Origin of the sequence: Falsihalocynthiibacter arcticus, from assembly GCF_000812665.2 — a bacterium.
In the GTDB taxonomy this organism is placed as follows: Bacteria; Pseudomonadota; Alphaproteobacteria; order Rhodobacterales; family Rhodobacteraceae; genus Falsihalocynthiibacter; species Falsihalocynthiibacter arcticus.
Genome location: NZ_CP014327.1, coordinates 4,121,819 through 4,142,573, shown reverse-complemented (window position 1 = coordinate 4,142,573; position 20,755 = coordinate 4,121,819). Strand labels below are relative to the sequence as shown.

Annotated in this window: 16 protein-coding genes and 1 tRNA gene; 12 read left to right on the top strand and 5 right to left on the bottom strand. The window is 53.6% G+C overall.

Translation table 11 applies throughout. The features are described from left to right. Positions 1–30 precede the first annotated feature (30 nt). The 5 genes from RC74_RS20325 (at position 31) to yghU (ending at position 5,748) form a co-directional block, all read left to right on the top strand. Positions 31–723, top strand: a complete 693-nt coding sequence (locus tag RC74_RS20325) for a GntR family transcriptional regulator (RefSeq protein ID WP_052274723.1) — start codon at positions 31–33, stop codon at positions 721–723. Then, positions 713–2,125, top strand: coding sequence for a glucuronate isomerase (uxaC, locus tag RC74_RS20320; RefSeq protein WP_039001301.1), 1,413 nt, complete (start codon positions 713–715; stop codon positions 2,123–2,125). Before RC74_RS20325 ends, uxaC begins: the two co-directional genes overlap by 11 nt. Further along, positions 2,122–3,360 (top strand): mannonate dehydratase, encoded by a 1,239-nt coding sequence (gene uxuA / locus RC74_RS20315; protein WP_039001302.1) that lies wholly within the window; start codon positions 2,122–2,124, stop codon positions 3,358–3,360. Before uxaC ends, uxuA begins: the two co-directional genes overlap by 4 nt. Beyond that, positions 3,353–4,780, top strand: coding sequence for a mannitol dehydrogenase family protein (locus RC74_RS20310; protein WP_236939991.1), 1,428 nt, complete (start codon positions 3,353–3,355; stop codon positions 4,778–4,780). The genes uxuA and RC74_RS20310 overlap by 8 nt, the downstream gene beginning before the upstream one ends. Before the next feature lie 113 nt (positions 4,781–4,893). Beyond that, a complete protein-coding gene (gene yghU / locus RC74_RS20305; RefSeq protein WP_062628380.1) occupies positions 4,894–5,748 on the top strand; it encodes a glutathione-dependent disulfide-bond oxidoreductase in 855 nt (284 codons plus the stop codon). Between the two features lie 88 nt (positions 5,749–5,836). Here the strand turns inward: yghU and RC74_RS20300 are convergent, their stop codons facing one another. From RC74_RS20300 to RC74_RS20290, 3 genes are all read right to left on the bottom strand, one after another. Continuing rightward, positions 5,837–6,235: a rhodanese-like domain-containing protein gene (locus RC74_RS20300; RefSeq protein ID WP_039001305.1), complete on the bottom strand. Its 399-nt coding sequence runs from the start codon at positions 6,233–6,235 to the stop codon at positions 5,837–5,839. A gap of 129 nt (positions 6,236–6,364) precedes the next feature. Continuing rightward, positions 6,365–7,342, bottom strand: a complete 978-nt coding sequence (locus tag RC74_RS20295) for a zinc-binding alcohol dehydrogenase family protein (protein ID WP_218918097.1) — start codon at positions 7,340–7,342, stop codon at positions 6,365–6,367. Between the two features lie 112 nt (positions 7,343–7,454). Continuing rightward, a tRNA-Gly gene (locus RC74_RS20290) sits at positions 7,455–7,529 on the bottom strand. A gap of 138 nt (positions 7,530–7,667) precedes the next feature. Between RC74_RS20290 and RC74_RS20285 the strand changes: the two genes are divergently transcribed. Next, positions 7,668–7,892: a hypothetical protein gene (locus tag RC74_RS20285; RefSeq protein ID WP_039001306.1), complete on the top strand. Its 225-nt coding sequence runs from the start codon at positions 7,668–7,670 to the stop codon at positions 7,890–7,892. Positions 7,893–8,328: 436 nt separating this feature from the next. On the opposite strand, the gene RC74_RS20275 is transcribed toward RC74_RS20285, so the two are convergent. Continuing rightward, positions 8,329–11,769, bottom strand: coding sequence for a pyruvate carboxylase (locus tag RC74_RS20275; RefSeq protein WP_039001308.1), 3,441 nt, complete (start codon positions 11,767–11,769; stop codon positions 8,329–8,331). A gap of 342 nt (positions 11,770–12,111) precedes the next feature. Here RC74_RS20275 and RC74_RS20270 point away from each other — a divergent pair, with 342 nt between their 5' ends. After that, positions 12,112–14,475: an ATP-dependent helicase gene (locus RC74_RS20270; protein ID WP_039001309.1), complete on the top strand. Its 2,364-nt coding sequence runs from the start codon at positions 12,112–12,114 to the stop codon at positions 14,473–14,475. Between the two features lie 433 nt (positions 14,476–14,908). Here RC74_RS20270 and RC74_RS20265 read toward each other — a convergent pair whose 3' ends face one another. Then, entirely contained in the window at positions 14,909–15,121 is a 213-nt protein-coding gene (locus tag RC74_RS20265; protein ID WP_039001342.1) for a YjiS-like domain-containing protein, read from the bottom strand. A gap of 255 nt (positions 15,122–15,376) precedes the next feature. Between RC74_RS20265 and RC74_RS20260 the strand changes: the two genes are divergently transcribed. The 5 genes from RC74_RS20260 to RC74_RS20235 all read left to right on the top strand — a co-directional run bounded on the left by RC74_RS20260 (position 15,377) and on the right by RC74_RS20235 (position 20,712). Beyond that, positions 15,377–16,450, top strand: coding sequence for an Mrp/NBP35 family ATP-binding protein (locus RC74_RS20260; RefSeq protein WP_039001310.1), 1,074 nt, complete (start codon positions 15,377–15,379; stop codon positions 16,448–16,450). Positions 16,451–17,072: 622 nt separating this feature from the next. Then, on the top strand, positions 17,073–17,573 hold the full coding sequence (gene mraZ / locus RC74_RS20250) for a division/cell wall cluster transcriptional repressor MraZ (RefSeq protein WP_062628378.1): 501 nt from the start codon (positions 17,073–17,075) through the stop codon (positions 17,571–17,573). 3 nt (positions 17,574–17,576) lie between these two features. Beyond that, positions 17,577–18,569: a 16S rRNA (cytosine(1402)-N(4))-methyltransferase RsmH gene (rsmH, locus tag RC74_RS20245; RefSeq protein WP_039001314.1), complete on the top strand. Its 993-nt coding sequence runs from the start codon at positions 17,577–17,579 to the stop codon at positions 18,567–18,569. Then, positions 18,569–18,931, top strand: coding sequence for a cell division protein FtsL (ftsL, locus tag RC74_RS20240; RefSeq protein ID WP_039001315.1), 363 nt, complete (start codon positions 18,569–18,571; stop codon positions 18,929–18,931). The genes rsmH and ftsL overlap by 1 nt, the downstream gene beginning before the upstream one ends. Beyond that, on the top strand, positions 18,928–20,712 hold the full coding sequence (locus RC74_RS20235) for a peptidoglycan D,D-transpeptidase FtsI family protein (protein ID WP_039001316.1): 1,785 nt from the start codon (positions 18,928–18,930) through the stop codon (positions 20,710–20,712). Before ftsL ends, RC74_RS20235 begins: the two co-directional genes overlap by 4 nt. The last annotated feature ends 43 nt before the right edge of the window (positions 20,713–20,755 follow it).

Below are 20,755 nucleotides of genomic sequence, written 5' to 3'. Positions count from 1 at the left end.
GAGTGCTAAGAAGGGGCGAAGTGAGGTCGTATGTCCCAAAGTATTCATATCCGTGCGCCAGGCAGGCTATTGGATTCCGAGATTGACCGGTCGCGTCCAATCGGCGCGCAGATCTATGATATTGTGCGCCTGAATATTATCGTTGAGAGTTTGAAGCCTTCAACGCCCATTAACGAAACCGATCTTAGCCATTGGTTTGGTGTCAGCCGGACACCTGTGCGCGAAGCCTACTTGCGGTTGATCGACGAAGGATTAATCCACGCAAAAAGCAAGGTTGGCACAATCGTCGCTCCCATTGATGCGGCGCGGGTGCGGGAAGGGATTATTATCCGCCGATCGCTAGAGCGCGAAGTCGTCAAACAAATCTGCGAAAGAGACGTGGATTTACGGACGTTGGATGCTAGTGTTGCGTTGCAGCGGGTTGCGGTTTCCCATGACGACCACATCGAATTTTTTAAACGCGACGAGGAATTTCACGAGGCTCTTGCGGAGTTGGCAGGCATCCCGTCCGCGTGGCGTCTTGCTCATTCCGTCAAGGCCCACACCGATCGTGCGCGTATCATGCTTACCGCAAATTTGCCGCTGCGGATTAACGTTGCTTTTGGCGAGCATTTGGAAATCATCAAAGTTTTACGCGTCAAAGATAGCGAGTTGGCGCAGGCCTTAATTAATCGACACATCAATTCAGCCTTTGAAGCAGTAGGAGACAACAGTGCTCAATGAAAATCGTTTTTTCCCCGTTGAGGCAACGACACGCGCGATAGCACAGCGGTTGTTCCATGAAATAGAGGCATTGCCCCTCATTTGCCCACATGGCCACACGGACCCGAGTTGGTTTTCGGGCAATGCGCCTTTTGCGGACCCTGCACAGCTTTTGATCGTTCCGGATCACTATATCGTCCGCATGATGGTTTCACAGGGGATACCCCATTCCGCTATGGGCGTTCCCACGCTGGATGGCGCAGCATTTGAAATGGACAGCCGCAAAATTTGGCGTTTATTCGCAGAAAATTATACCCTGTTTCGCTCTACGCCCGTGCGCCATTGGATGGACTATACGTTGGAAAATCAATTTGGCATTGAAGCGCCTTTGCGGCCTGAAATCGCTGACGCTGCTTATGATCAAATTTCCGAGAAGTTGAACCAAGAAGCCTACCGCCCGAGAGCCCTTTATGAGGCTTTCAATATTGAAGTTCTTGCCACAACGGATTCCTGTCTTGATGACCTAGCACATCACAAAAGTATCGCAGAGAGTTCATGGAGCGGGCGGGTTGTGCCCACCTATCGACCAGACGCTGTGACAAATCCCGATATCTCTGGCTTTGTTGAAAATATTGAGCGTTTCGGAGAAATTACCGGTGAAAACACCGCAACATGGGACGGGCTTCTGCGCGCACATCAAAAACGTCGACAGGATTTTATCAAGGCGGGGGCAACGGCCACCGATCACGGCCACCCCAGTGCGACAACCTGCGATTTAACTCAACAAGCCTGCCGCGATCTATATGCGGAAATCCTTGCGCAAACTGCGACCGAAGATCAAAAAGAGATGTTCCGCGGTCAGATGCTAACCGAGATGGCAAGGCTGAGTGTTGAAGACGGGTTGGTTATGCAAATTCATCCCGGATCAGACAGAAATCACAGCCCGCATGTCTTTAAGCGATACGGGTCGGACAAGGGGTTTGATATACCCAAGCGGGTGAATTTTGTCGAAGCTCTCAAACCGTTGCTCAATATCTTGGGACACGAAAAGAACCTGAGTATTATCCTGTTTACCTTGGATGAATCAACCTATGCGCGGGAACTGGCGCCTCTTGCGGCTGCCTATCCTTGCCTCAAGCTTGGGCCGGCGTGGTGGTTTTCGGACAGTCCAGACGGCATGATGCGCTACCGAAATCTTACGACGGAAACTGCGGGATACTATAACACCGTGGGATTTAACGATGACACGCGTGCATTCCCGTCCATTCCCGCGCGTCACGATATGGCCCGCCGTGTGGATTGCGCGTTTTTGGCGACCCAAGTTGCCGAGCACCGTTTGCTGGAAGATGAAGCTGTCGAAGTGGCGATTGATCTCGCGTATCGATTGGCAAAACGAACATATGGATATGAGGATTTGGCATGAAGCAGACGTGGAGATGGTTTGGGCCAAAGGATTGCACCCTGATCGAAGAAATCGAGCAAGCGGGGGCAACGGGCGTTGTCAGTGGCCTGCACCATGTACCAAACGGCGAAGTTTGGACCCGTGCGGAAATAGAGAAACGACAAGCTGAAATTGCGACCCGCAGTGATGGCACGCCGTCGTCCCTCAAGTGGGATGTCGTTGAAAGCCTGCCTGTATCCGAGGATATTAAAAAACAAGACGGAGCATGGCGCGCCCATCTTGAAGCTTACAAAACCAGTCTCGAAAATCTCGCGGAGGCGGGCATCAAAACGGTTTGTTACAACTTTATGCCCATTTTGGATTGGACCCGCACCGATTTGGCGTGGCGTCTGGATAATACCGCAACCTGTATGCGATTTGATCTGATTGATTTCGCGGCGTTTGACATCTTCATTCTCGATCGTGCCGACGCGGCAAGCGATTTCCCCGCCGAAGTGGTTGAGGCCGCAACCGCGCGCCATGCCACTATGCTGGATGCGGACAAACAGGCGCTCATGGCGAATATTGTGATGGGCCTTCCTGGGGCGAACCAAGAACTGACTTTTGACGATTTTAAAACCCTGCTTGGCTCCTATTCCGACATTACATCCGAGCGTTTGAAGTCCAATCAGTATACCTTCCTCAGGGAAGTCCTGCCCACTGCGGAGCGCCTTGGAATGCGGCTTTGCTGCCATCCAGATGATCCGCCATTCTCGCTGCTTGGTTTGCCGCGCGTCATGTCGACGGAACAGGATTATGCGGAATTGATTGCTGCTGTTGATAGCCCTGCGAATGGTATCACCTTGTGTAGTGGATCGCTTGGCGTGCACCCGCAGAACGATTTGGCGGGGATGATGCGTCGGCTCGGCCCTCACGTGCATTTCCTGCATCTGCGCAATGTGCAGCGCGAGAGCGACATGTTTCCCGGTTCTTTTTACGAAGCAGAACATCTGGGCGGGAGCACCGATATGGTCGCCTTGATTGCTGCGGTTCTGTCTGAAGAGAAGCGCCGTCGAGCGGAAGGCCGTGAAGATTGGAATATCCCCATGCGCCCTGACCACGGTCACGAGATGATTGATGATTTTAAGCGCCCTCAACAGCCGGGTTATCCCGTTACGGGGCGTCTGCGCGGGTTGGCGGAATTGCGCGGGGTGATTGCTGCATTGTCCTCGGATTTTGCAAATCTCTCTACAGATGCGCGTGACAATAATGCATAGCGAACCTTGTGCGTATGATCCAAGCGCGTCGGATGTCGGGATTGTTCATATCGGGATTGGCGCGTTCCATCGTGCGCACCAAGCGGCCTATACAGACAGTGTTCTCGCTAAAAATGGCGGCGATTGGCGCATTCTGGGCGTCAGTTTGCGCAGCACAGAGGTCGCTGACGCAATGAACGCTCAAGAGGGGCGTTATACCCTTGTGGTTCGCTCCGATCAGCGCGGCGAGCCACCGGTTTTCCGCGAAATTGGCAGCGTAGCCAGTGTTCTTGCGGGCCAGCGGGGCGTGACACCGATCTTAGATGCAATGACGCGGCCTCAAACCCGTATTGTCAGTCTGACGATTACCGAGAAAGCCTATGGTGTCGATCTTTCTACTGGGCAACTGAACCTTGCCGATCCGCAGATCGCAAAGGATTTGGCAAACCCCGAATTGCCCACGGGGGCCATCGGCCTCATCACCCGCGCCCTTGCTGTGCGTCGTGCCGCGGGGACGGAGCCGTTCACTATCCTTTCGTGCGATAACTTGCCCAATAATGGCGCTCTGGTTCGGGCTGGGGTTCTGGAGTTTGCCCACCGCGTGGATCCAGATTTGGCCGCGTGGATTTCGGTTCATGTGCGGTTTCCATCGACAATGGTAGACCGGATTACACCCGCCAGTTCGGACAGTTTTTTTTTCGAAGTGGAGCAGGCTTTGGGCCATCCCGATCTCGCAGCTGTTGAAACGGAACCGTTTAGCCAGTGGGTGATCGAAGATGATTTCTGTAATGGCCGCCCTGCTTGGGAAGATGCGGGGGCTATCTTGGTTCAAGATGTTGAACCTTTTGAGAAAATGAAGCTTCGTATGCTCAATGGTGCCCACTCAATGCTGGCCTATGCTGGCTATTTGTCGGGCTGTACGTATGTGCGCGATGTCATGGATAATCCAAAGCTTGCCAAGAAGGTTGCCGCGCATTTGCAGGCTGCGAGCGAGACCCTAACTCCCCTCGAAGGTGTTGATTTTAACAACTACGCGGCGGAGCTGATAAAACGATTTGGCAATCCCAACATCGCGCATGAAACCTATCAAATTGCGATGGATGGAACCCAGAAAATGCGCCAGCGGATTTTCGAGCCCGCAGCGGAAGTCTTGGAAAAGGGGGGCGACATAGATACGTTTTCTTTTGCGACCGCATGTTGGATCAGATACGCTTCGGGACGCCATGATAGTGGCACAGAGTACGCCTTGCGTGACCCTCGTGAGGAAGAGTTGGCAGGTGTTTATGCAGCGCATGGCCAAAATGCCGAGTCCTTGGTGAAAGGTATCTTTGCACTGCCAAATTTACTTCCAGCCGCCGTCGCAAAATCCGAAACATTTGCGAAAAACGTCGCGCAACACCTTCAAAAAATTAGGGCGCACGGCGTGTTGGCCGCGATTTAGCACTATAATACTGTTTTATCATCGGTTTCCCCTCATATAGCGCTCCGAGGTTCTTGTACTTTGGCGATGAAGTATTACGTGTCACCGTCAACGTTAGCGGAGAATGAAATGACATATACCCCCCCAAAGTTTGGACGCCGGACACTGAAAATGGCGGAAAGTTCGCAAGTATCAACCGTCCGATTTCTGGGGCAACCCATGACAAAGAGCTAAAAGTGGGGAAACATCCGTTCCAACTTTACTCTCTCGCGACACCCAATGGCGTCAAAGTTACGGTGATGTTCGAAGAGCTTCTCGCTGCGGGCCATACTGGTGCGGAATACGACGCATGGTTGATCAACATCCAAGAGGGCGACCAATTTGGGAGCGGGTTTGTCGACATCAACCCCAACTCAAAAATCCCCGCGTTGTTGGATACAACCACGGGTACACGCGTGTTTGAGAGTGGCGCAATTCTACTCTATCTCGCCGAAAAATTCGGAGCATTCCTGCCCAAAGATCCCGCCGGACGGGCTGAAGCCTTGAATTGGCTGTTCTGGCTACAAGGCTCCGCACCCTATCTCGGCGGCGGTTTCGGGCATTTCTATGCTTACGCCCCCGAAAAATTCGAGTATCCGATCAATCGTTTTGCAATGGAAACCAAGCGCCAATTGGACGTTTTGGATAAAAACCTCGCCGATCGACAGTTCCTTGCCGGTGACGAATATTCCATCGCGGATATCGCCACCGCTCCTTGGTATGGCGCCGTGGTCAAAGGGTTGGTCTATGAAGCTGCGGAATTCCTTGATGTCAAAAGCTACAAAAACCTCAACCGCTGGACAAATGAGGTTTACGATCGGCCTGCGTTCCAACGGGGCAAGATGGTAAACCGCGCGTGGGGCGAACCTTCGGAGCAACTGCTTGAGCGGCACGACGCAAGCGATTTTGAAACGTCCACGCAAGACAAGATCGCTACCGCTGCGGAGTAGTTTCATGGGATGAAAATAAGCCGCCTGTGGGAGTAGACCCATGGGCGGCTATATCGTATTTCCATTCAAGTGGTTTCGGGTTGGCTCATCACTTTTTAGGTGCAAACTCGATGGGCCCGCCGTGCTTCGCCCACGCCGAAAACCCCTCCTTGAGGTGGGAGGCTTCAAATCCCATATCCTGAAGCATGGACACCGAAAGGGCTGAGCGCCACCCCGATGCGCAGTGAAAGACGAACGTTTTGTCCTCGGCAAAAATCTCTTTGAAATAGGGGCTTTCGGGATCGACCCAAAACTCAAGCATCCCGCGAGGACAGTGAAAGCTTCCGGGAATGAAGCCCGAGTGTTGGCGTTCACGCACATCTCGAAGGTCGACGATAACGACGTTAGGATCGTCGACCATAGCGATGGCGTCCGTCGTTTCGACCTCTTGGATTCGCGCGCGGGCCGCCGCAACCATTTTGGCCGCTGATGTTGTTAGTTTTGACATGAGTTCACCGTTTCCGCGTTGAGGGGACGAAGTTGGCAGTTTGGCGTGAAAGAAGTGAACCAGCAACCATCAACAGAGAGACGTACTAGACGCGCCGCCAATTGGGGCGGTCGAGACTTTCGCTGTAAACTAGGTCACCACCACAATTTTGCCGCCCGCCGTGTTGTTTTCCATTGCGGTATGTGCGGCAACGATGTCGTCGATTTTAAAGACTTTGCCAATCGGGACCTTGAATTTTCCAGCGACGACCAAATCGGCGACGTCCTGCAGAGGAGACGCCATGAAATCCTCGTTGCCACCAGCGTAAGTGGTGAGGTTTACGGCCGTCGGAATGGCGCCCATCGGGCTAAAGGCAGCCAGTTCCCATGCATTTCCAACCATGCCCGTCATGCAAACCGATCCGCCACGGGCCGCACAAGTCAAGGAATCGAGTAATGTGGTTGTGCCGACCAGTTCAAGCACCTTGTTCACGCCCTCAGGATAGCGCGTTTTTATGTCTTGGGCGATTGCACCTGTGTCTATGACCACATCATCCGCGCCGTTGTCCAAAAGGCTTTGGCGATGATCTTCGCGCCGCGTGGTTGCGATCACCGTGAGCCCCATGCGTTTGCCAAGGATGGCGGCACAAAGGCCCACTGACGTAGTGCCACCCCGAATGAGGAGGGTTTCGCCTGCTTGCGCCTTTAACGCCGTCTGAAGCGAGCCATTGGCCGTTTGGAGCATCTCGGGCAGGGCACCCAAAACATCCCACGCCAATGTCGTTTTTAGGCGCATAACTTGGGCATTTGGCACCAATGTGTACTCGGCATAGCTGCCATCAAATATCCGCCCCAATCCCCCCATCGCTGTGGCCACGGTTTCGCCCTCGGTGAAAACGCCATCTACGGATTGCGCAACGACGCCCACGGCCTCAATTCCCAAAATGCGTGGGAAGGGAACGTTGGGGGAATGCCCTTGGCGGGTAAATAATTCAGAGCGGTTGAGGCCAAAAGATTTCACACGGATCAAAACCCAACCCGCTTTGGGTGTGGGGATCTCGCGGGTTTCGATCTTTAAAGCGTCGGGTCCGCCCGCTTCATGTATGACGACGGCTTTCATTTTGGACATGGTAAATCTTTCGTTGGCAAACGCGGTGCGTTAATCTGCGACAAGACGATAGAGCACCAAAAACAAAAACGGCTTAGGGCGGAAACCCAAGGCCGTTTTTTGTTTGACCAGATGGAGCGGGCGAAGAGATTCGAACTCTCGACCCTAACCTTGGCAAGGTTATGCTCTACCCCTGAGCTACGCCCGCACCGTCTGGTGAGGAGGGGTTTAGTCCGAACGATTGGGGGCCGCAAGGGGAATTTGGCAGAAAATTTAAATTATTTTCTAAGCGACGGAAACTGCCCGCTCGCGCGTGTGTCTCTATATAGAAAGTGAGAAGTTTTTAATGGAAAACGACCCTATCATGCGACGCGATATCCGCCTCATTGACTGTCTTTGCAAGTCACGCAGAGGGTTGACGGGAGGGACGGGGGCCATCCGCGGGGCAATTCTCACAATTGCTATCGGGATCGCACTTCTTGCACGTCTTATGACGGTAGTGCCTATGTTTGCGGCTTCAGCTCAAGAAATAGGCCTTTGTGCCATGACTTTGGTCTTTGGGGCTGCGTAACAAAATACCTCTTCTTTACGCGCTCTTTACAAAGGTTGGTTCAATATACCTCAAATAGAGTCGACTGGATTCGGCGCCAAACGGAACAAGATTGCCCGCGTTGCGGCACCTAAGGAAAGAAGAGGACAGCCTGTGACTATGTCTCAAGATCGACTCGTGACTCTCTGTTTTAAAAAAGGGGGAGAAACTAAAGTTTTCGCGAGTCGCAGCCATGCGAAGTTGATGGAAAGCATCTTCCGAAGCCACCTAGGCGGGACCTCCAAATCGCGTTGGTTGGAATCTACTCTGTCGGACGGCTCTATGGTCGTAGATATGAACGAATTGTCTGCCGTGGTGAATTGCGAATATACTGAAAAGTAAGTTTGATTAACGCGGAATGCGCATAAAAATACCCGCCGCAATCTCTTGCGACGGGCAATGTTTCTCTCGTTAGGTTCTATTCCAGCTCAACAAGCAGGTCTTTAGCGTCGATCTGGCTGCCCGGTGTAACATGCACCGCTTTGACGGTCGCGTCGCGCTCTGCATGAATGCCAGTTTCCATTTTCATCGCTTCAATCGTCAAGAGCAGGTCACCTTGGTGGACCACTTGGCCGACCGTTACCGCGAGGGTTGCCACGACACCCGGCATTGGCGCGCCGATATGGTTGGTATTGCCATCCTCGGCTTTTGGCCGCGCCGCAGTTTTTGCCTTCACCAGACGATTTGGCACACGGATAACGCGCGGCTGGCCGTTCAGTTCGAAAAAGACCTTAACTTCGCCATCTTCTGTAGTTTCGCCAACGGCTTGAAGGCGAATTTCAAGCTTTTTGCCAGGCCCGATCTCTGCTGTGATCTCTTCGGCGGGTTCCATTCCATAAAAGAACGTCCGTGTCGGAAGTGCCCGCACGGGGCCGTAGAGGCGGTGACGGCCCATGTAATCCAAGAATACTTTGGGGTACATGAGGTAGCCGTTGAGGTCTTCGTTATCTACGGTGAACCCATCCAAAAGCGCGCTAAGTTCGGCCCGCGTTGCTTCTAGGTCTGTGGGTTCCATCGCGGCACCAGGGCGCGTCAGGTTAGGAGCTTCGCCCTTTAGGACTTTGCTTTGGATGCCTGTCGGGAAGCCACCCGGAGGTTGGCCCAAATTCCCGCGCATCATGTCGACGACACTCTCGGGGAAGGATAGATCCACCTCGGGGTTTTCGACTTCTGCTCGGCTAAGTCCCTGAGAAACCATCATAAGCGCCATGTCGCCAACTACTTTTGACGAGGGCGTAACCTTCACAATGTCACCAAACATCTGGTTCACATCCGCGTAGGTTTGCGCGACTTCGTGCCATCTTTCCTCAAGGCCGAGGCTGCGCGCCTGTGCTTTTAGGTTGGTGAACTGGCCACCGGGCATTTCGTGCAAGTAGACTTCGCTGGCAGGAGCTGCGAGGCCGCTTTCGAAGGCCGTATATTGTGCGCGTACCGCTTCCCAATAGTTTGAGACTTCGCGGATTGAGCCGATATCGAGGCCAGTCTCGCGCGGTGTGTGACGCAAGCTTTCGACAATGGAGCCAAGACAAGGTTGGCTGGTGCCGCCCGAGAATGCATCCATTGCCGCATCGACGGCGTCAACGCCCGCTTCGCTTGCCGCAAGGATTGTGGCGCCTGCGATGCCGGAGGTATCATGTGTGTGGAAGTGGATCGGCAGGCCGACTTCTTCTTTGAGAGCTTTAATCAAAGCGCCAGCAGCGGTTGGTTTGAGGAGGCCAGCCATATCTTTGAGACCTAGTACATGAGCCCCCGCCGCTTTGAGGTCCTTGCCCATTTCCACATAATATTTGAGGTTATATTTAGCGCGATCAGGATCGAGAATGTCGCCCGTGTAGCAAATCGTGCCTTCGCAGACCTTGTTCTCTTCCTGAACAGCATCCATCGCCACGCGCATGTTTTCGACCCAGTTGAGGCTGTCAAAGACGCGGAAGACATCGACGCCAGTTTCGGCGGCTTGTTTGACAAAGGATTGTACAACATTATCAGGATAGTTGGTGTAACCCACCCCGTTCGACGCACGCAAAAGCATTTGCGTCATCACATTCGGCATCGCGGCCCGTAGGTCACGCAACCGTTGCCATGGGCATTCTTGCAAGTACCGATAGGCCACATCAAATGTCGCGCCGCCCCAGCATTCAACTGAGAAAAGCGATCCAAGATTTGCCGCATAGATCGGTGCAACACGGATCATATCAATCGAGCGCATCCGCGTGGCAAGCAAGCTTTGATGCCCGTCGCGCATGGATGTGTCAGTGATCAAAAGTTTCGTTTGCGCGGTCATCCAATCGGCGACGGCCTGCGGTCCCTCAGCTTCTAGGAGGTTGCGCGTTCCAATGACGGGCGTGCCTTTGAGTGCGGGGGGAGCGAGCGAACGTTGGTCCGCCGAAGGCTTTGGTCTGCCAGCGGTTTCTGGATGGCCGTTGACTGTGATCTCCGCAACATAGGTCAGGATTTTGGTGGCCCGATCACGCCGTTTTTTGAAGGTGAACAGCTCTGGTGTGTTGTCGATAAACGTCGTGGTGTAGCTGTTGTCTAGGAAGGTCGGGTGCTTGAGAAGGTTCTCAACAAAGGCAATGTTGGTGCTCACGCCACGGATGCGGAACTCACGCAAGGCGCGGTCCATACGCGCAATTGCCGCCTCAGGTGTGGGGCCTTTGGCGGTCACTTTTACCAGCAAACTATCGTAATAACGGGTGATAACACCGCCAGAATAGGCTGTGCCGCCATCAAGGCGGATGCCCATACCCGTAGCGCTGCGATAGGCTGTGATGCGGCCATAGTCGGGGATGAAGTTGTTTTGCGGATCTTCGGTTGTCACGCGGCACTGAAGGGCGTGGCCCGTTAGGACGATATCTTCTTGGCTGGCTTTTCCGGTCGCTTCGGCAATGGTTTTGCCTTCCGCGATCAGGATTTGCGCCTGCACGATGTCGATGCCTGTGACCTCTTCGGTGACTGTATGCTCGACTTGAACGCGGGGATTTACTTCGATGAAGTAGAACTCCTCGGTGTCCATATCCATCAGGAACTCGACGGTTCCCGCACATTCATATCCAACATGGGCGCAAATTTTGCGACCTAAGGCGCAGATGTCGGCGCGCTGTTTATCAGATAGATATGGGGCAGGGGCGCGTTCGACAACTTTTTGGTTGCGACGTTGTACCGAGCAGTCGCGTTCAAACAGGTGATACATGCCGCCGTGTTTGTCGCCAAGGATTTGGACCTCAACGTGGCGGGCGCGTTGGATCATTCTCTCGAGGTATCCCTCGCCATTGCCAAACGCAGACTCGGCTTCGCGACGCCCTTCGAGGACTTTTTCTTCAACTTCTTCTGGGCCATAAATTGGACGCATGCCACGGCCACCGCCACCCCAGCTCGCTTTGAGCATGAGGGGGTAGCCAACTTCTGCGGCTTCTTTGCGTACCTTGTCCATATCATCGCCAAGGACTTCGGTTGCGGGAATAACTGGGACACCCGCTTCGATCGCGACGCGGCGCGCGCTGGCTTTGTCGCCTAGGGCGCGCATTGTCTCGGCTTTGGGGCCAATAAAGGCGATGCCCGCAGCGTCGCAGGCGTCTACAAAATCGGGGTTTTCAGAGAGGAGGCCGTAGCCTGGGTGGATCGCGTCCGCGCCCGCCATCAGGGCAACCCGAATAATTTCTTCGATACTTAAATAGGCGGCCACAGGGCCAAGGCCTTCGCCAATGCGATAGGCTTCGTCGGCTTTGAAGCGGTGCAGGCCGAGTTTGTCTTCTTCGGCATAGACGGCAACAGTTTTCTTGCCCATTTCGTTTGCAGCTCGCATGATGCGAATAGCAATCTCACCGCGATTGGCGATTAGAATTTTCTTGAAGTCTGACATTTTGAATTCCCCGATAGCTCTCGGGAGTATCTTTTAAGAATTTTCTGCGTCGCCGTAAAGCTTTCTTCGCTGTTGCAGCAATTTTCGGTCACGATTGTTTACCAATTAGTGCTATTATTCCAATTTGGGCGTAGTATTTGGAAGAAGTGTCTGAAAGTAGATCGATTTGGGTCCTGTGTGCTGACCTACTTTTCGAATCCATGCCGGAACCTCCCTTGTGGATAGCAGGCGATGATCCGTGCTAGTTTTAAGGTGCCGCTATCAAATGCATCCCAAAATTCACTTGGAACATATTGAGAACACCCTCTTTTCCTTTTCAATAAAAACGGCTAGATTGCCCGCATGAGCAGTTTTGATGAAAATGACGCCTTTGAGGCCGCATCCCGTCCGTCCCTTGCCGCCCGCGCCATGGCGGCGCGGCCCGCACCCTATTTGGATGAGCTAAATCCCGCACAGCGCGAAGCCGTCGAGACAATGGATGGCCCCGTTTTGATGCTCGCGGGGGCAGGGACGGGCAAAACCAAAGCCTTGACCAGCCGGATTGTTCATCTTCTTAATACGGGCCGCGCACGTCCAAACGAGATTTTGGCGGTAACCTTTACCAACAAAGCCGCTCGCGAGATGAAATTGCGGGTTGGTCGGATGTTGGGGCAAACCATCGAGGGGATGCCGTGGCTTGGGACGTTCCACTCTGTTTGTGTGAAGCTTCTTCGGCGTCACGCAGAGCTTGTTGGCCTCAAAAGTAATTTTACGATCCTTGATACCGATGATCAAATCCGACTGTTAAAGCAGTTACTGACCGCCGAAAAGATTGACGATAAGCGTTGGCCTGCGCGGCAACTCGCGGGCATCATTGATGGTTGGAAAAACCGCGCGTGGACCCCAAAGCAAGTATCAAGTGCTGAAGCGGGGGCGTTTGACGGTAAGGGAATTGAGCTTTACGCCCAGTATCAAACGCGCCTGCGAGAGTTGAATGCTTGCGATTTTGGCGATCTTTTGATGCATGTGGTGACGATTTTTCAAAAGCATTCGGATATTTTGGAACAGTACCAGCGGTGGTTCAAATACATCCTTGTGGACGAATACCAAGACACGAACGTTGCGCAGTATTTGTGGCTGCGGCTGTTGGCCAGTGGACATAAAAACATATGTTGCGTTGGGGATGACGACCAATCGATTTACGGTTGGCGTGGCGCTGAAGTCGGCAATATCCTGCGGTTTGAGCAAGACTTCCCCGGAGCGCATGTGGTGCGCCTTGAGCAAAATTATCGCAGTACGCCCCATATTCTGGCGGCGGCTTCTGGAGTTATTTCTGGCAATGCGGGACGGCTTGGAAAAGAGCTGTGGACGGATTTGCCTGATGGCGAAAAAGTGCGCCTGATCGGCCATTGGGATGGCGAAGAGGAAGCACGTTGGATCGGTGAAGAGCTTGAATCCCTTCAGCGTGGGCGTCGGACAGAAAAAGGGCAAAGCCTTGAAACAATGGCGATTTTAGTGCGCGCAAGCCACCAAATGCGCGCCTTTGAGGATCGCTTCCTGACCATTGGATTGCCTTACCGCGTTATCGGTGGTCCGCGGTTTTATGAACGGCTCGAAATTCGCGATGCGATGGCCTATTTCCGCGTTGTTACCAGTCCCGACGACGATCTCGCGTTTGAACGCATCGTCAACACACCCAAACGCGGGTTGGGAAATGTAGCACAGCAGAAAATCCAGCTTTGCGCGCGTAAACACGAGGTTTCTTTGCTCGAAGGGGCAAAGCATTTGTTGGCGGAAAACGGCATCGGCGGGAAGGGCGGCACAGAGTTGCGCAAGCTTGTCGAAGGTTTTGATCGCTGGATCGCTGAGGCAAGGTCGGAACGCCTATCGCACATGGAATTGGCTGAGATCATTTTGGATGAAAGCGGCTACACAGGCCATTGGCAGAACGACAAAACACCCGAAGGCCCCGGTCGGCTTGAGAACCTGAAAGAACTGGTCAAAGCCTTGGAACAGTTCGAAAACCTCCAAGGTTTTCTGGAGCACGTTTCCCTGATTATGGACAACGAAAACGAAGAATCCGAAGAAAAGGTCACGATTATGACCCTGCACGGGGCCAAGGGCCTTGAGTTTCCGAACGTATTTTTACCGGGTTGGGAAGATGGGTTATTCCCGAGCCAAAGATCGATGGATGAAAGCGGTGTGAAGGGCGAAGAGGAAGAACGACGGCTAGCCTACGTTGGCATCACCCGCGCCGAGCGACTTTGCACTATTTCATTTGCGGCCAATCGGCGGGTCTATGGCCAGTGGCAGAATGCTTTGCCGAGTCGGTTTATTGATGAATTGCCTGAGGAGCACGTTGATGTCCTCACACCTCCGGGTCTTTATGGCGGCGGCTACGGTGCGGCGGCAGGCGGGGCGCCGCAAATGGAGGCTCGTGCAACCAAGGCCGATGCCTATAATTCTCCCGGATGGAAGCGGATGCAGGCGCGCGCGAACGAACGTCCCACTGGTAATCCCCGCTCAAGCCGCCATCTGACGATTGACGCATCGGCAATCAGTTCCTTTACCGAAGGGGAGCGCGTGTTTAATCAGAAATACGGCTACGGCGTGATTGTCGAAGTCGATAACGACAAACTGGGGATTTCCTTTGACAAGGCGGGAGACAAGAAGGTCTTGGCCAGCTTTGTCGTGCCCGCGGATAAAGCCGGAGACGTGCCCTTTTAAGTTGTAAGTTTTGGTTGTTTTGTAAAGCTGGGCCCTGTGATGGGGCGCCAGATTTTTTCGTGTCTGGAAGGGGAGTTTTGGACATAAAAAAACGGCGATGTTCGGGAGGAGGTGAACATCGCCGTCTTATGTGTGCGCCTCGCCAAGCCTCTGGGAGGAGGAGAGTGGGTCGGCGCAGGTTACGTCGGATCTCAGGGAGGAGGAGAGAGATCCTTCGCAATAGTTGAGGCCGAAGCCCCGTGTATGCGACCTCTAGCACTTGGGAGGAGGATAAGTGCCTAAGGTCTATTGCGTCCGACCCAGGGAGGAGGAGAGGGTCATCAGCCGTTCGTTTTGGAGCTTCGCTCCGTGTAGGTGCGGCGACATCTGGGAGGAGGTAGATGCCACCGCTCTTTGCTCAGACCTAGGGAGGAGAAGGTCTGATTAAGAATTCTTAGGTATACGCCGCTTCGATTGCGATACGTTTGATCATGGAACGGTGCATGCCCAAGTCGGCAAGGTCACGGTTCGAAAGAGCGTTCAGCTCGTTGAAAGTTGTGCGGTACACGTTGTAACGTTCGAACTTTTCGACCAACCCTTTATAGGCTGCGATGATACGGTCTTGAATGCCAGCTTCTGCGGCGCGGATGTCTGTAGCGAATGCCATTTGCATATCTCACTTTAATTTTCTGCTGCGCCGGATTGCGCTAACATGAGATCAATTTAGGGGCTGTGCTGCAGATGCACAATCCGGCTTGTCGACAATGCTGCTATGCAGAAAATGCATAAGTAAGGCTGCCCTAAATTTAGGCCGATTTTTCGTCATTCGCCTTTAATTTAAGGCCTAAATTAACGCAGACTCTTGTGTTTAGGGGGAAAGCGGAACAATGCTCCCGCGTCGAAGTTCATAAGGAGTCGTTACATGGCTGTTACAAAACAAGAGATTCTTGAGGTTTTAACGCGAATCAAAACAAGCGATGGTGCGAATCTAATTGCGCGGGATTTGGTTCGGGCCTTGGATGTCGACGGCGGGGCGGTAAAATTCGTGATCGAGGCGGCTTCTGCAGATGAGGCACAATCCCTGACCCAATCACGCGATGAAGCCGAAGCTGCGGTGAAGGCGATGCCGGGCGTTCAGTCTGTATCGGCTGTTTTAACGGCCCATGGTCCTGCTGCGAAAAAAGCCGCGCCACCGGATTTGAAGATTGGACGCCATCCAACGCCTCAAGCAGGCCCAACCAAACCCTCGGGTGTTGCGCGCATTTTGGCAGTGGGATCAGGGAAGGGCGGCGTTGGGAAATCCACGGTGTCCTCGAACCTCGCGGTGGCGCTTGCGAAACAGGGGCGTCGTGTGGGCCTGTTGGATGCAGATATATATGGCCCGAGCCAGCCACGGATGATGGGTGTGAGTAAGCGCCCCGCGTCGCCCGACGGTAAAACGATCATTCCCCTCCAGGCGCATGGCGTTACGATGATGTCGATTGGCTTGATGGTTGATCCCGATAAGGCGGTCATTTGGCGCGGTCCTATGTTAATGGGCGCGTTGCAGCAAATGCTGGGGCAGGTTGAATGGGGCGAGCTCGATGTTTTGATCGTCGATCTGCCTCCCGGAACGGGGGACGTACAGCTGACCCTGTGCCAGAAATCGGACCTCACGGGCGCGATCGTTGTCTCGACCCCACAAGACGTGGCGATGTTGGATGCGAAAAAAGCGCTCAATATGTTTGAACAACTCGGCACACCGGTTCTGGGGTTGATTGAAAACATGAGCACCTTCATTTGCCCAAACTGCGATCATGAGACCCAGTTATTCGGGCATGGTGGCGTTGAGGCCGAGGCTAAGAAGTTGGACCTGCCGTTCCTTGGAGCCTTGCCGCTGGATATTGATGTGCGTCTCGCAGGAGATAACGGGACGCCGATTGCACTTGGGGACGGACCTATGGCGCAGGCCTATGCAAATATTGCCAAGCGTCTTGTTGATGGTGGTATGGCGTAGCACCTAAGCCCCCAAAGAGTGATGACTGCGGAGCGTCCATGGGAAACCATGGGCGCTTTTCTTATTCATGGGTCGGATAGAGGGCGAATCGCTGAATTTTATGAGGTATTTACCGTGGGTTTGCGCAGAGTTGAGGGCTTTAGGGCTATATTTGGTAAAATTCTGGGAATTCATGGTCTTTTTTTGCATTTTTCTTATTTGCACTATATGTGGTGTTTTTATTTCAAATATTACACCATGGGTGCCAATAATTGAAACTCCTACTCTAATTTGTACACTTTTCGTTCTCTCTTTCGGAGGCGCATGTTGCGGAAGTGCCATAAAAAACACTTGATTCCCATGAATTCCCATGTCATTCCTAGTATCAAGATGAGGACGGGATCAGGGGCAGATTAAGAACCCCAAACAAAAAAGAACCAAATAGGTTTCATACAGGCGCCCGCCATTCATCATAATTGAGATCCGGCGCGCGAGCGAGCAGACATCCCCCAGGTGGCGCGCGCAGCTGGACATCCCGGCAACGGGACACGGACGGCGGATTGAACAGTGGCAGCTCGTTCAATCCGCCGTTTTCCATTCAAGGGGTCGATGACCCCCAAGATCACAAGGAGCCGCGGGGACAGTGGCGAGAACATTTAGAGGCGAAAGCAACCATAAGGTTGATGCGAAGGGTCGGGTGTCTATTCCCGCTCTTTTTCGCCGTGTTCTTGAGGGCGCTGATCCAGAGTGGCGCGAAGGTCTTCAGCCGCGTGTCGTCATTGTTTACGGTGATGAGAAACGCAAACAACTCGAATGTTTTCCCCAAGAAGCCATTGATGAGGTCGACGCTTTGATCGCAAAGCTCCCCCGTGGTTCCAGTAAGCGCAAAGCCTTGCAGCGTCTTTATAGTGCGCAGGCGCATCCAACGACCGTGGATGAAACGGGGCGCCTCGTTTTGCCCGCTAAATTGCGCAACAAGATCGGCCTCGACGGAGAGGCATACTTTATCGGTAATGGCGATACGTTCGAAATTTGGACGCCCGATGCCTACGACGCTTCCATGTCCGAAGGGCTGGATGGAGATGATGATTTTGATCCGGATGTTGATCCGAGCGTCTATCTAGACGCGCTGGGAGAGGGCTAACCAATGACCGCTGCCACGGACCAAAAAAAACCTCACACTCCTGTTTTGCTGCGTCCCTTATTAAAGGCTGTTGCGCCTGTTTCTGGTGCTTGGCTTGATGGAACGTTCGGCGCGGGTGGTTATACGCGCGGATTGCTTGAGGCGGGTGCGGATGTTGTTTACGGCGTAGATCGCGATCCGGCCGTGTTTGAAATGGCCAAGGATTGGGCTGAGCCCTACGGTGATCGGCTGAAGCTGGTCGAAGGGACATTTGGCCAAATGGATGACTATGCCTCGGGTCTCGATGGCGTGGTTTTGGACCTTGGTGTTAGCTCCATGCAACTCGATCAGGCTGAGCGCGGATTTTCGTTTATGCGCGACGGGCCGCTTGATATGCGCATGAGTCAATCGGGCGTTTCTGCTGCCGATTTGGTCAATGGCTGCAGCGAAGCCGAACTTGCGGATATTCTATTTCAATACGGTGAGGAGCGGGCAAGCTGGCGGATTGCGAAGGCAATCGTTGCTGCGCGCGAGGTTGAGCCTTTTACCACGACACTTGCGTTGGCCAGTTTGATCGAAAAGGTACTGGGCCGTGGAAAACCGGGGCAAAGCCATCCCGCGACCCGCAGCTTCCAAGCGATCCGCATCGCGGTTAATGACGAGTTTGGGCAATTGATTGAAGGGCTTGAGGCCGCCGAGCGGGCGCTCAGACCGGGTGGGAAACTTGCTGTGGTAACGTTTCACTCTCTCGAAGATCGCATCGCCAAGAAGTTCTTGCAAGCACGCTCAGGAGGCGGCGGGAATGCCAATCGCTATGCACCTGCCGATGTTGAGATTCAGCCAGCGTTTAAATTGACTCCGCGCAAAGCTATCGGGCCCGACACCGAAGAATTGTTAGAAAATCCACGATCACGGAGCGCGATTTTGCGCGTTGCAACACGAACAGATGCCCCCGCAGAAGGGGCAGGGCGCGCCGGATTGGGCTTGCCGAAACTCGTCACACAGGGGCGAAATTAATGCGTTCTATGTTTATTGCCATAACAGCCTTATTTGTTTTGGGACTTGCATTTTGGGCTTATAATGAAAATTATAAAACCCAAACGACCCTCAAAGAAATGGCAAACGTTCAAGCTGAGATCGGGTTGAAACGCGAGCATCTGGCAATTTTGCAAGCCGAATGGGCCTATCAGAACCGCCCGATGCGCTTGCGCCAACTTGCCGAGATTAATTTCGACAGTCTTGGCCTTTTGCCGCTGCTCCCCGAGCAATTTGGCCACGTCGATCAAATTGATTACGACGTCGAGATGTTTGTAAAAGGGTTCCCTGTTTTGGAGGGCGGCATCGAAGTTTCCTCCCCAATCGACGGGGAAGATCAATGATCCGCACACCACTTCGTCCCCTTGCACGCATCTTAGAGGCGCGTGCCAAAGGCGAAAATCCTGACCAAATCGAGCGTGAAAATATTCGCCGCCGTCATGAAGATATGCGAGACAAGGCGCGCAACCGTGCCGAGGGGCGCTTGCTTGTTTTAGGCGCGTTCTTTGTCATCGCGTTTGCGACCGTTGGCGTGCGGATGGGGCACTTAAGTGCTACAGATCCTGTTGAGCCTCGCGGGTCAACTACGGGCGTTGGCATTACGGCCCAACGCGCGAATATCGTGGATCGCGAAGGGCGCATCCTTGCCACGAATATCTCGACCTATTCGCTCTATGCCAATCCGCAAATCATTGTAGACAAAGAACGGGTGGCCAAGGAATTGGTCGGCATTTTTCCAGAACTTAAAGAAGAGCGGTTGATCAAGGATTTCACTGGGAAGCGGAAGTTCTTGTGGATTCGTAAACGCTTATCCCCTGAGCAAATGCAAGCGGTCCATGAAATTGGCGACCCTGGCCTTGAGTTTGGTCCGCGCGAAATGCGCTTATATCCTAACGGTCAATTGGCGGCACATATCCTTGGCGGTGCCAGTTTTGGTCGCGAAGGGGTGCGGTCTGCGGAGGTCATCGGAACGGCCGGTGTCGAGAAATACTTCGACGATTATTTGCGCGATCCTGCCAACCGTGGCGCGCCACTTGAGCTATCGATTGATCTTTCGGTTCAGGCCGCCACACGTGAAGTCCTTTATGGCGGCATGCGTTTGATGAATGCAAAAGGCGCGACGGCGGTCTTGATGGAGGCTTCGACTGGTGCCATCGTTTCGATGGTTTCCCTGCCAGATTTTGACCCCAATACACGCCCACAAGTTCTCACAGAGGGCGACGCTTCCGATAGCCCCTTGTTTAACCGTGCGGTTCAGGGTGTTTATGAATTGGGATCGACCTTCAAGATTTTCACTGTGGCGCAAGCCCTCGAGACGCAGCTGGTGAACCCCAGCACCCCCATCAACACAAGTGGTCCCCTAAGATGGGGTAAATTCTCAATTCGGGATTTCCACAATTATGGCCCGACGCTTTCTGTTACGGACGTGATTGTTGAAAGCTCAAACATCGGGACCGCTCGGATTGCAATGCAAATCGGTGCCGCGCGCCAACAAGAGTTTTTGCGCTCGCTTGGGTTCTTTGATGCGACCCCCGTTGAATTGACCGAAGCGGCCGGCGCAAGGCCATTGTTGCCCCCAAACTGGAGCGAATTGTCGGCGATGACCATTTCCTATGGGCATGGTTTGTCGGCCAGCCCGCTGCACCTTGCGACGGCCTATGCGAGTCTCCTCAATGGGGGAACGCGCGTTAAGCCTACTTTGTTGAAGCAAAAAACGGCTGCAGTTACGGGGCCCCGAGTTGTTTCAGTGGCGACCTCTAAGGAATCGCGCAGTATGCTGCGCCAAGTTGTGTCGCGCGGAACTGCGAGTTTTGGTGAAGTTGAAGGCTATGCGGTCGGCGGGAAAACAGGTTCGGCGGACAAGCCAAAACCACGTGGCGGCTATTATAAAGACAAAGTTATTGCGACTTTTGCGAGTGTCTTCCCTGCGCATGACCCAAAATATGTGTTGATCGTTACGCTGGACGAGCCTTCCATTTTCACAATGGGCGAGGATCGCCGCACGGCGGGTTGGACTGCTGTTCCTGTGGCGGCAGAGTTGATCACGCGCATCGCGCCCCTGTTGGGCCTGCGACCAGAGCTTGACACCGAAACACCTGTGGCGATTACTCTGACAAGCAACTAAAACCCTTAGGGGTAAGGATGCGATGATTTGGAATAACGGGGTA

Excerpts from the sequence above, each read along its gene's own strand:
- RC74_RS20325 (WP_052274723.1), top strand. The coding sequence starts at position 31 with ATGTCCCAAAGTATTCATATCCGTGCGCCAGGCAGGCTATTGGATTCC.
- uxuA (WP_039001302.1), top strand. The coding sequence starts at position 2,122 with ATGAAGCAGACGTGGAGATGGTTTGGGCCAAAGGATTGCACCCTGATC.
- RC74_RS20310 (WP_236939991.1), top strand. The coding sequence starts at position 3,353 with ATGCATAGCGAACCTTGTGCGTATGATCCAAGCGCGTCGGATGTCGGG.
- RC74_RS20300 (WP_039001305.1), bottom strand. The coding sequence starts at position 6,235 with ATGTCAAAACTAACAACATCAGCGGCCAAAATGGTTGCGGCGGCCCGC.
- RC74_RS20295 (WP_218918097.1), bottom strand. The coding sequence starts at position 7,342 with ATGTCCAAAATGAAAGCCGTCGTCATACATGAAGCGGGCGGACCCGAC.
- RC74_RS20285 (WP_039001306.1), top strand. The coding sequence starts at position 7,668 with ATGGAAAACGACCCTATCATGCGACGCGATATCCGCCTCATTGACTGT.
- RC74_RS20275 (WP_039001308.1), bottom strand. The coding sequence starts at position 11,769 with ATGTCAGACTTCAAGAAAATTCTAATCGCCAATCGCGGTGAGATTGCT.
- RC74_RS20270 (WP_039001309.1), top strand. The coding sequence starts at position 12,112 with ATGAGCAGTTTTGATGAAAATGACGCCTTTGAGGCCGCATCCCGTCCG.
- RC74_RS20265 (WP_039001342.1), bottom strand. The coding sequence starts at position 15,121 with ATGGCATTCGCTACAGACATCCGCGCCGCAGAAGCTGGCATTCAAGAC.
- RC74_RS20260 (WP_039001310.1), top strand. The coding sequence starts at position 15,377 with ATGGCTGTTACAAAACAAGAGATTCTTGAGGTTTTAACGCGAATCAAA.
- rsmH (WP_039001314.1), top strand. The coding sequence starts at position 17,577 with ATGACCGCTGCCACGGACCAAAAAAAACCTCACACTCCTGTTTTGCTG.
- ftsL (WP_039001315.1), top strand. The coding sequence starts at position 18,569 with ATGCGTTCTATGTTTATTGCCATAACAGCCTTATTTGTTTTGGGACTT.
- RC74_RS20235 (WP_039001316.1), top strand. The coding sequence starts at position 18,928 with ATGATCCGCACACCACTTCGTCCCCTTGCACGCATCTTAGAGGCGCGT.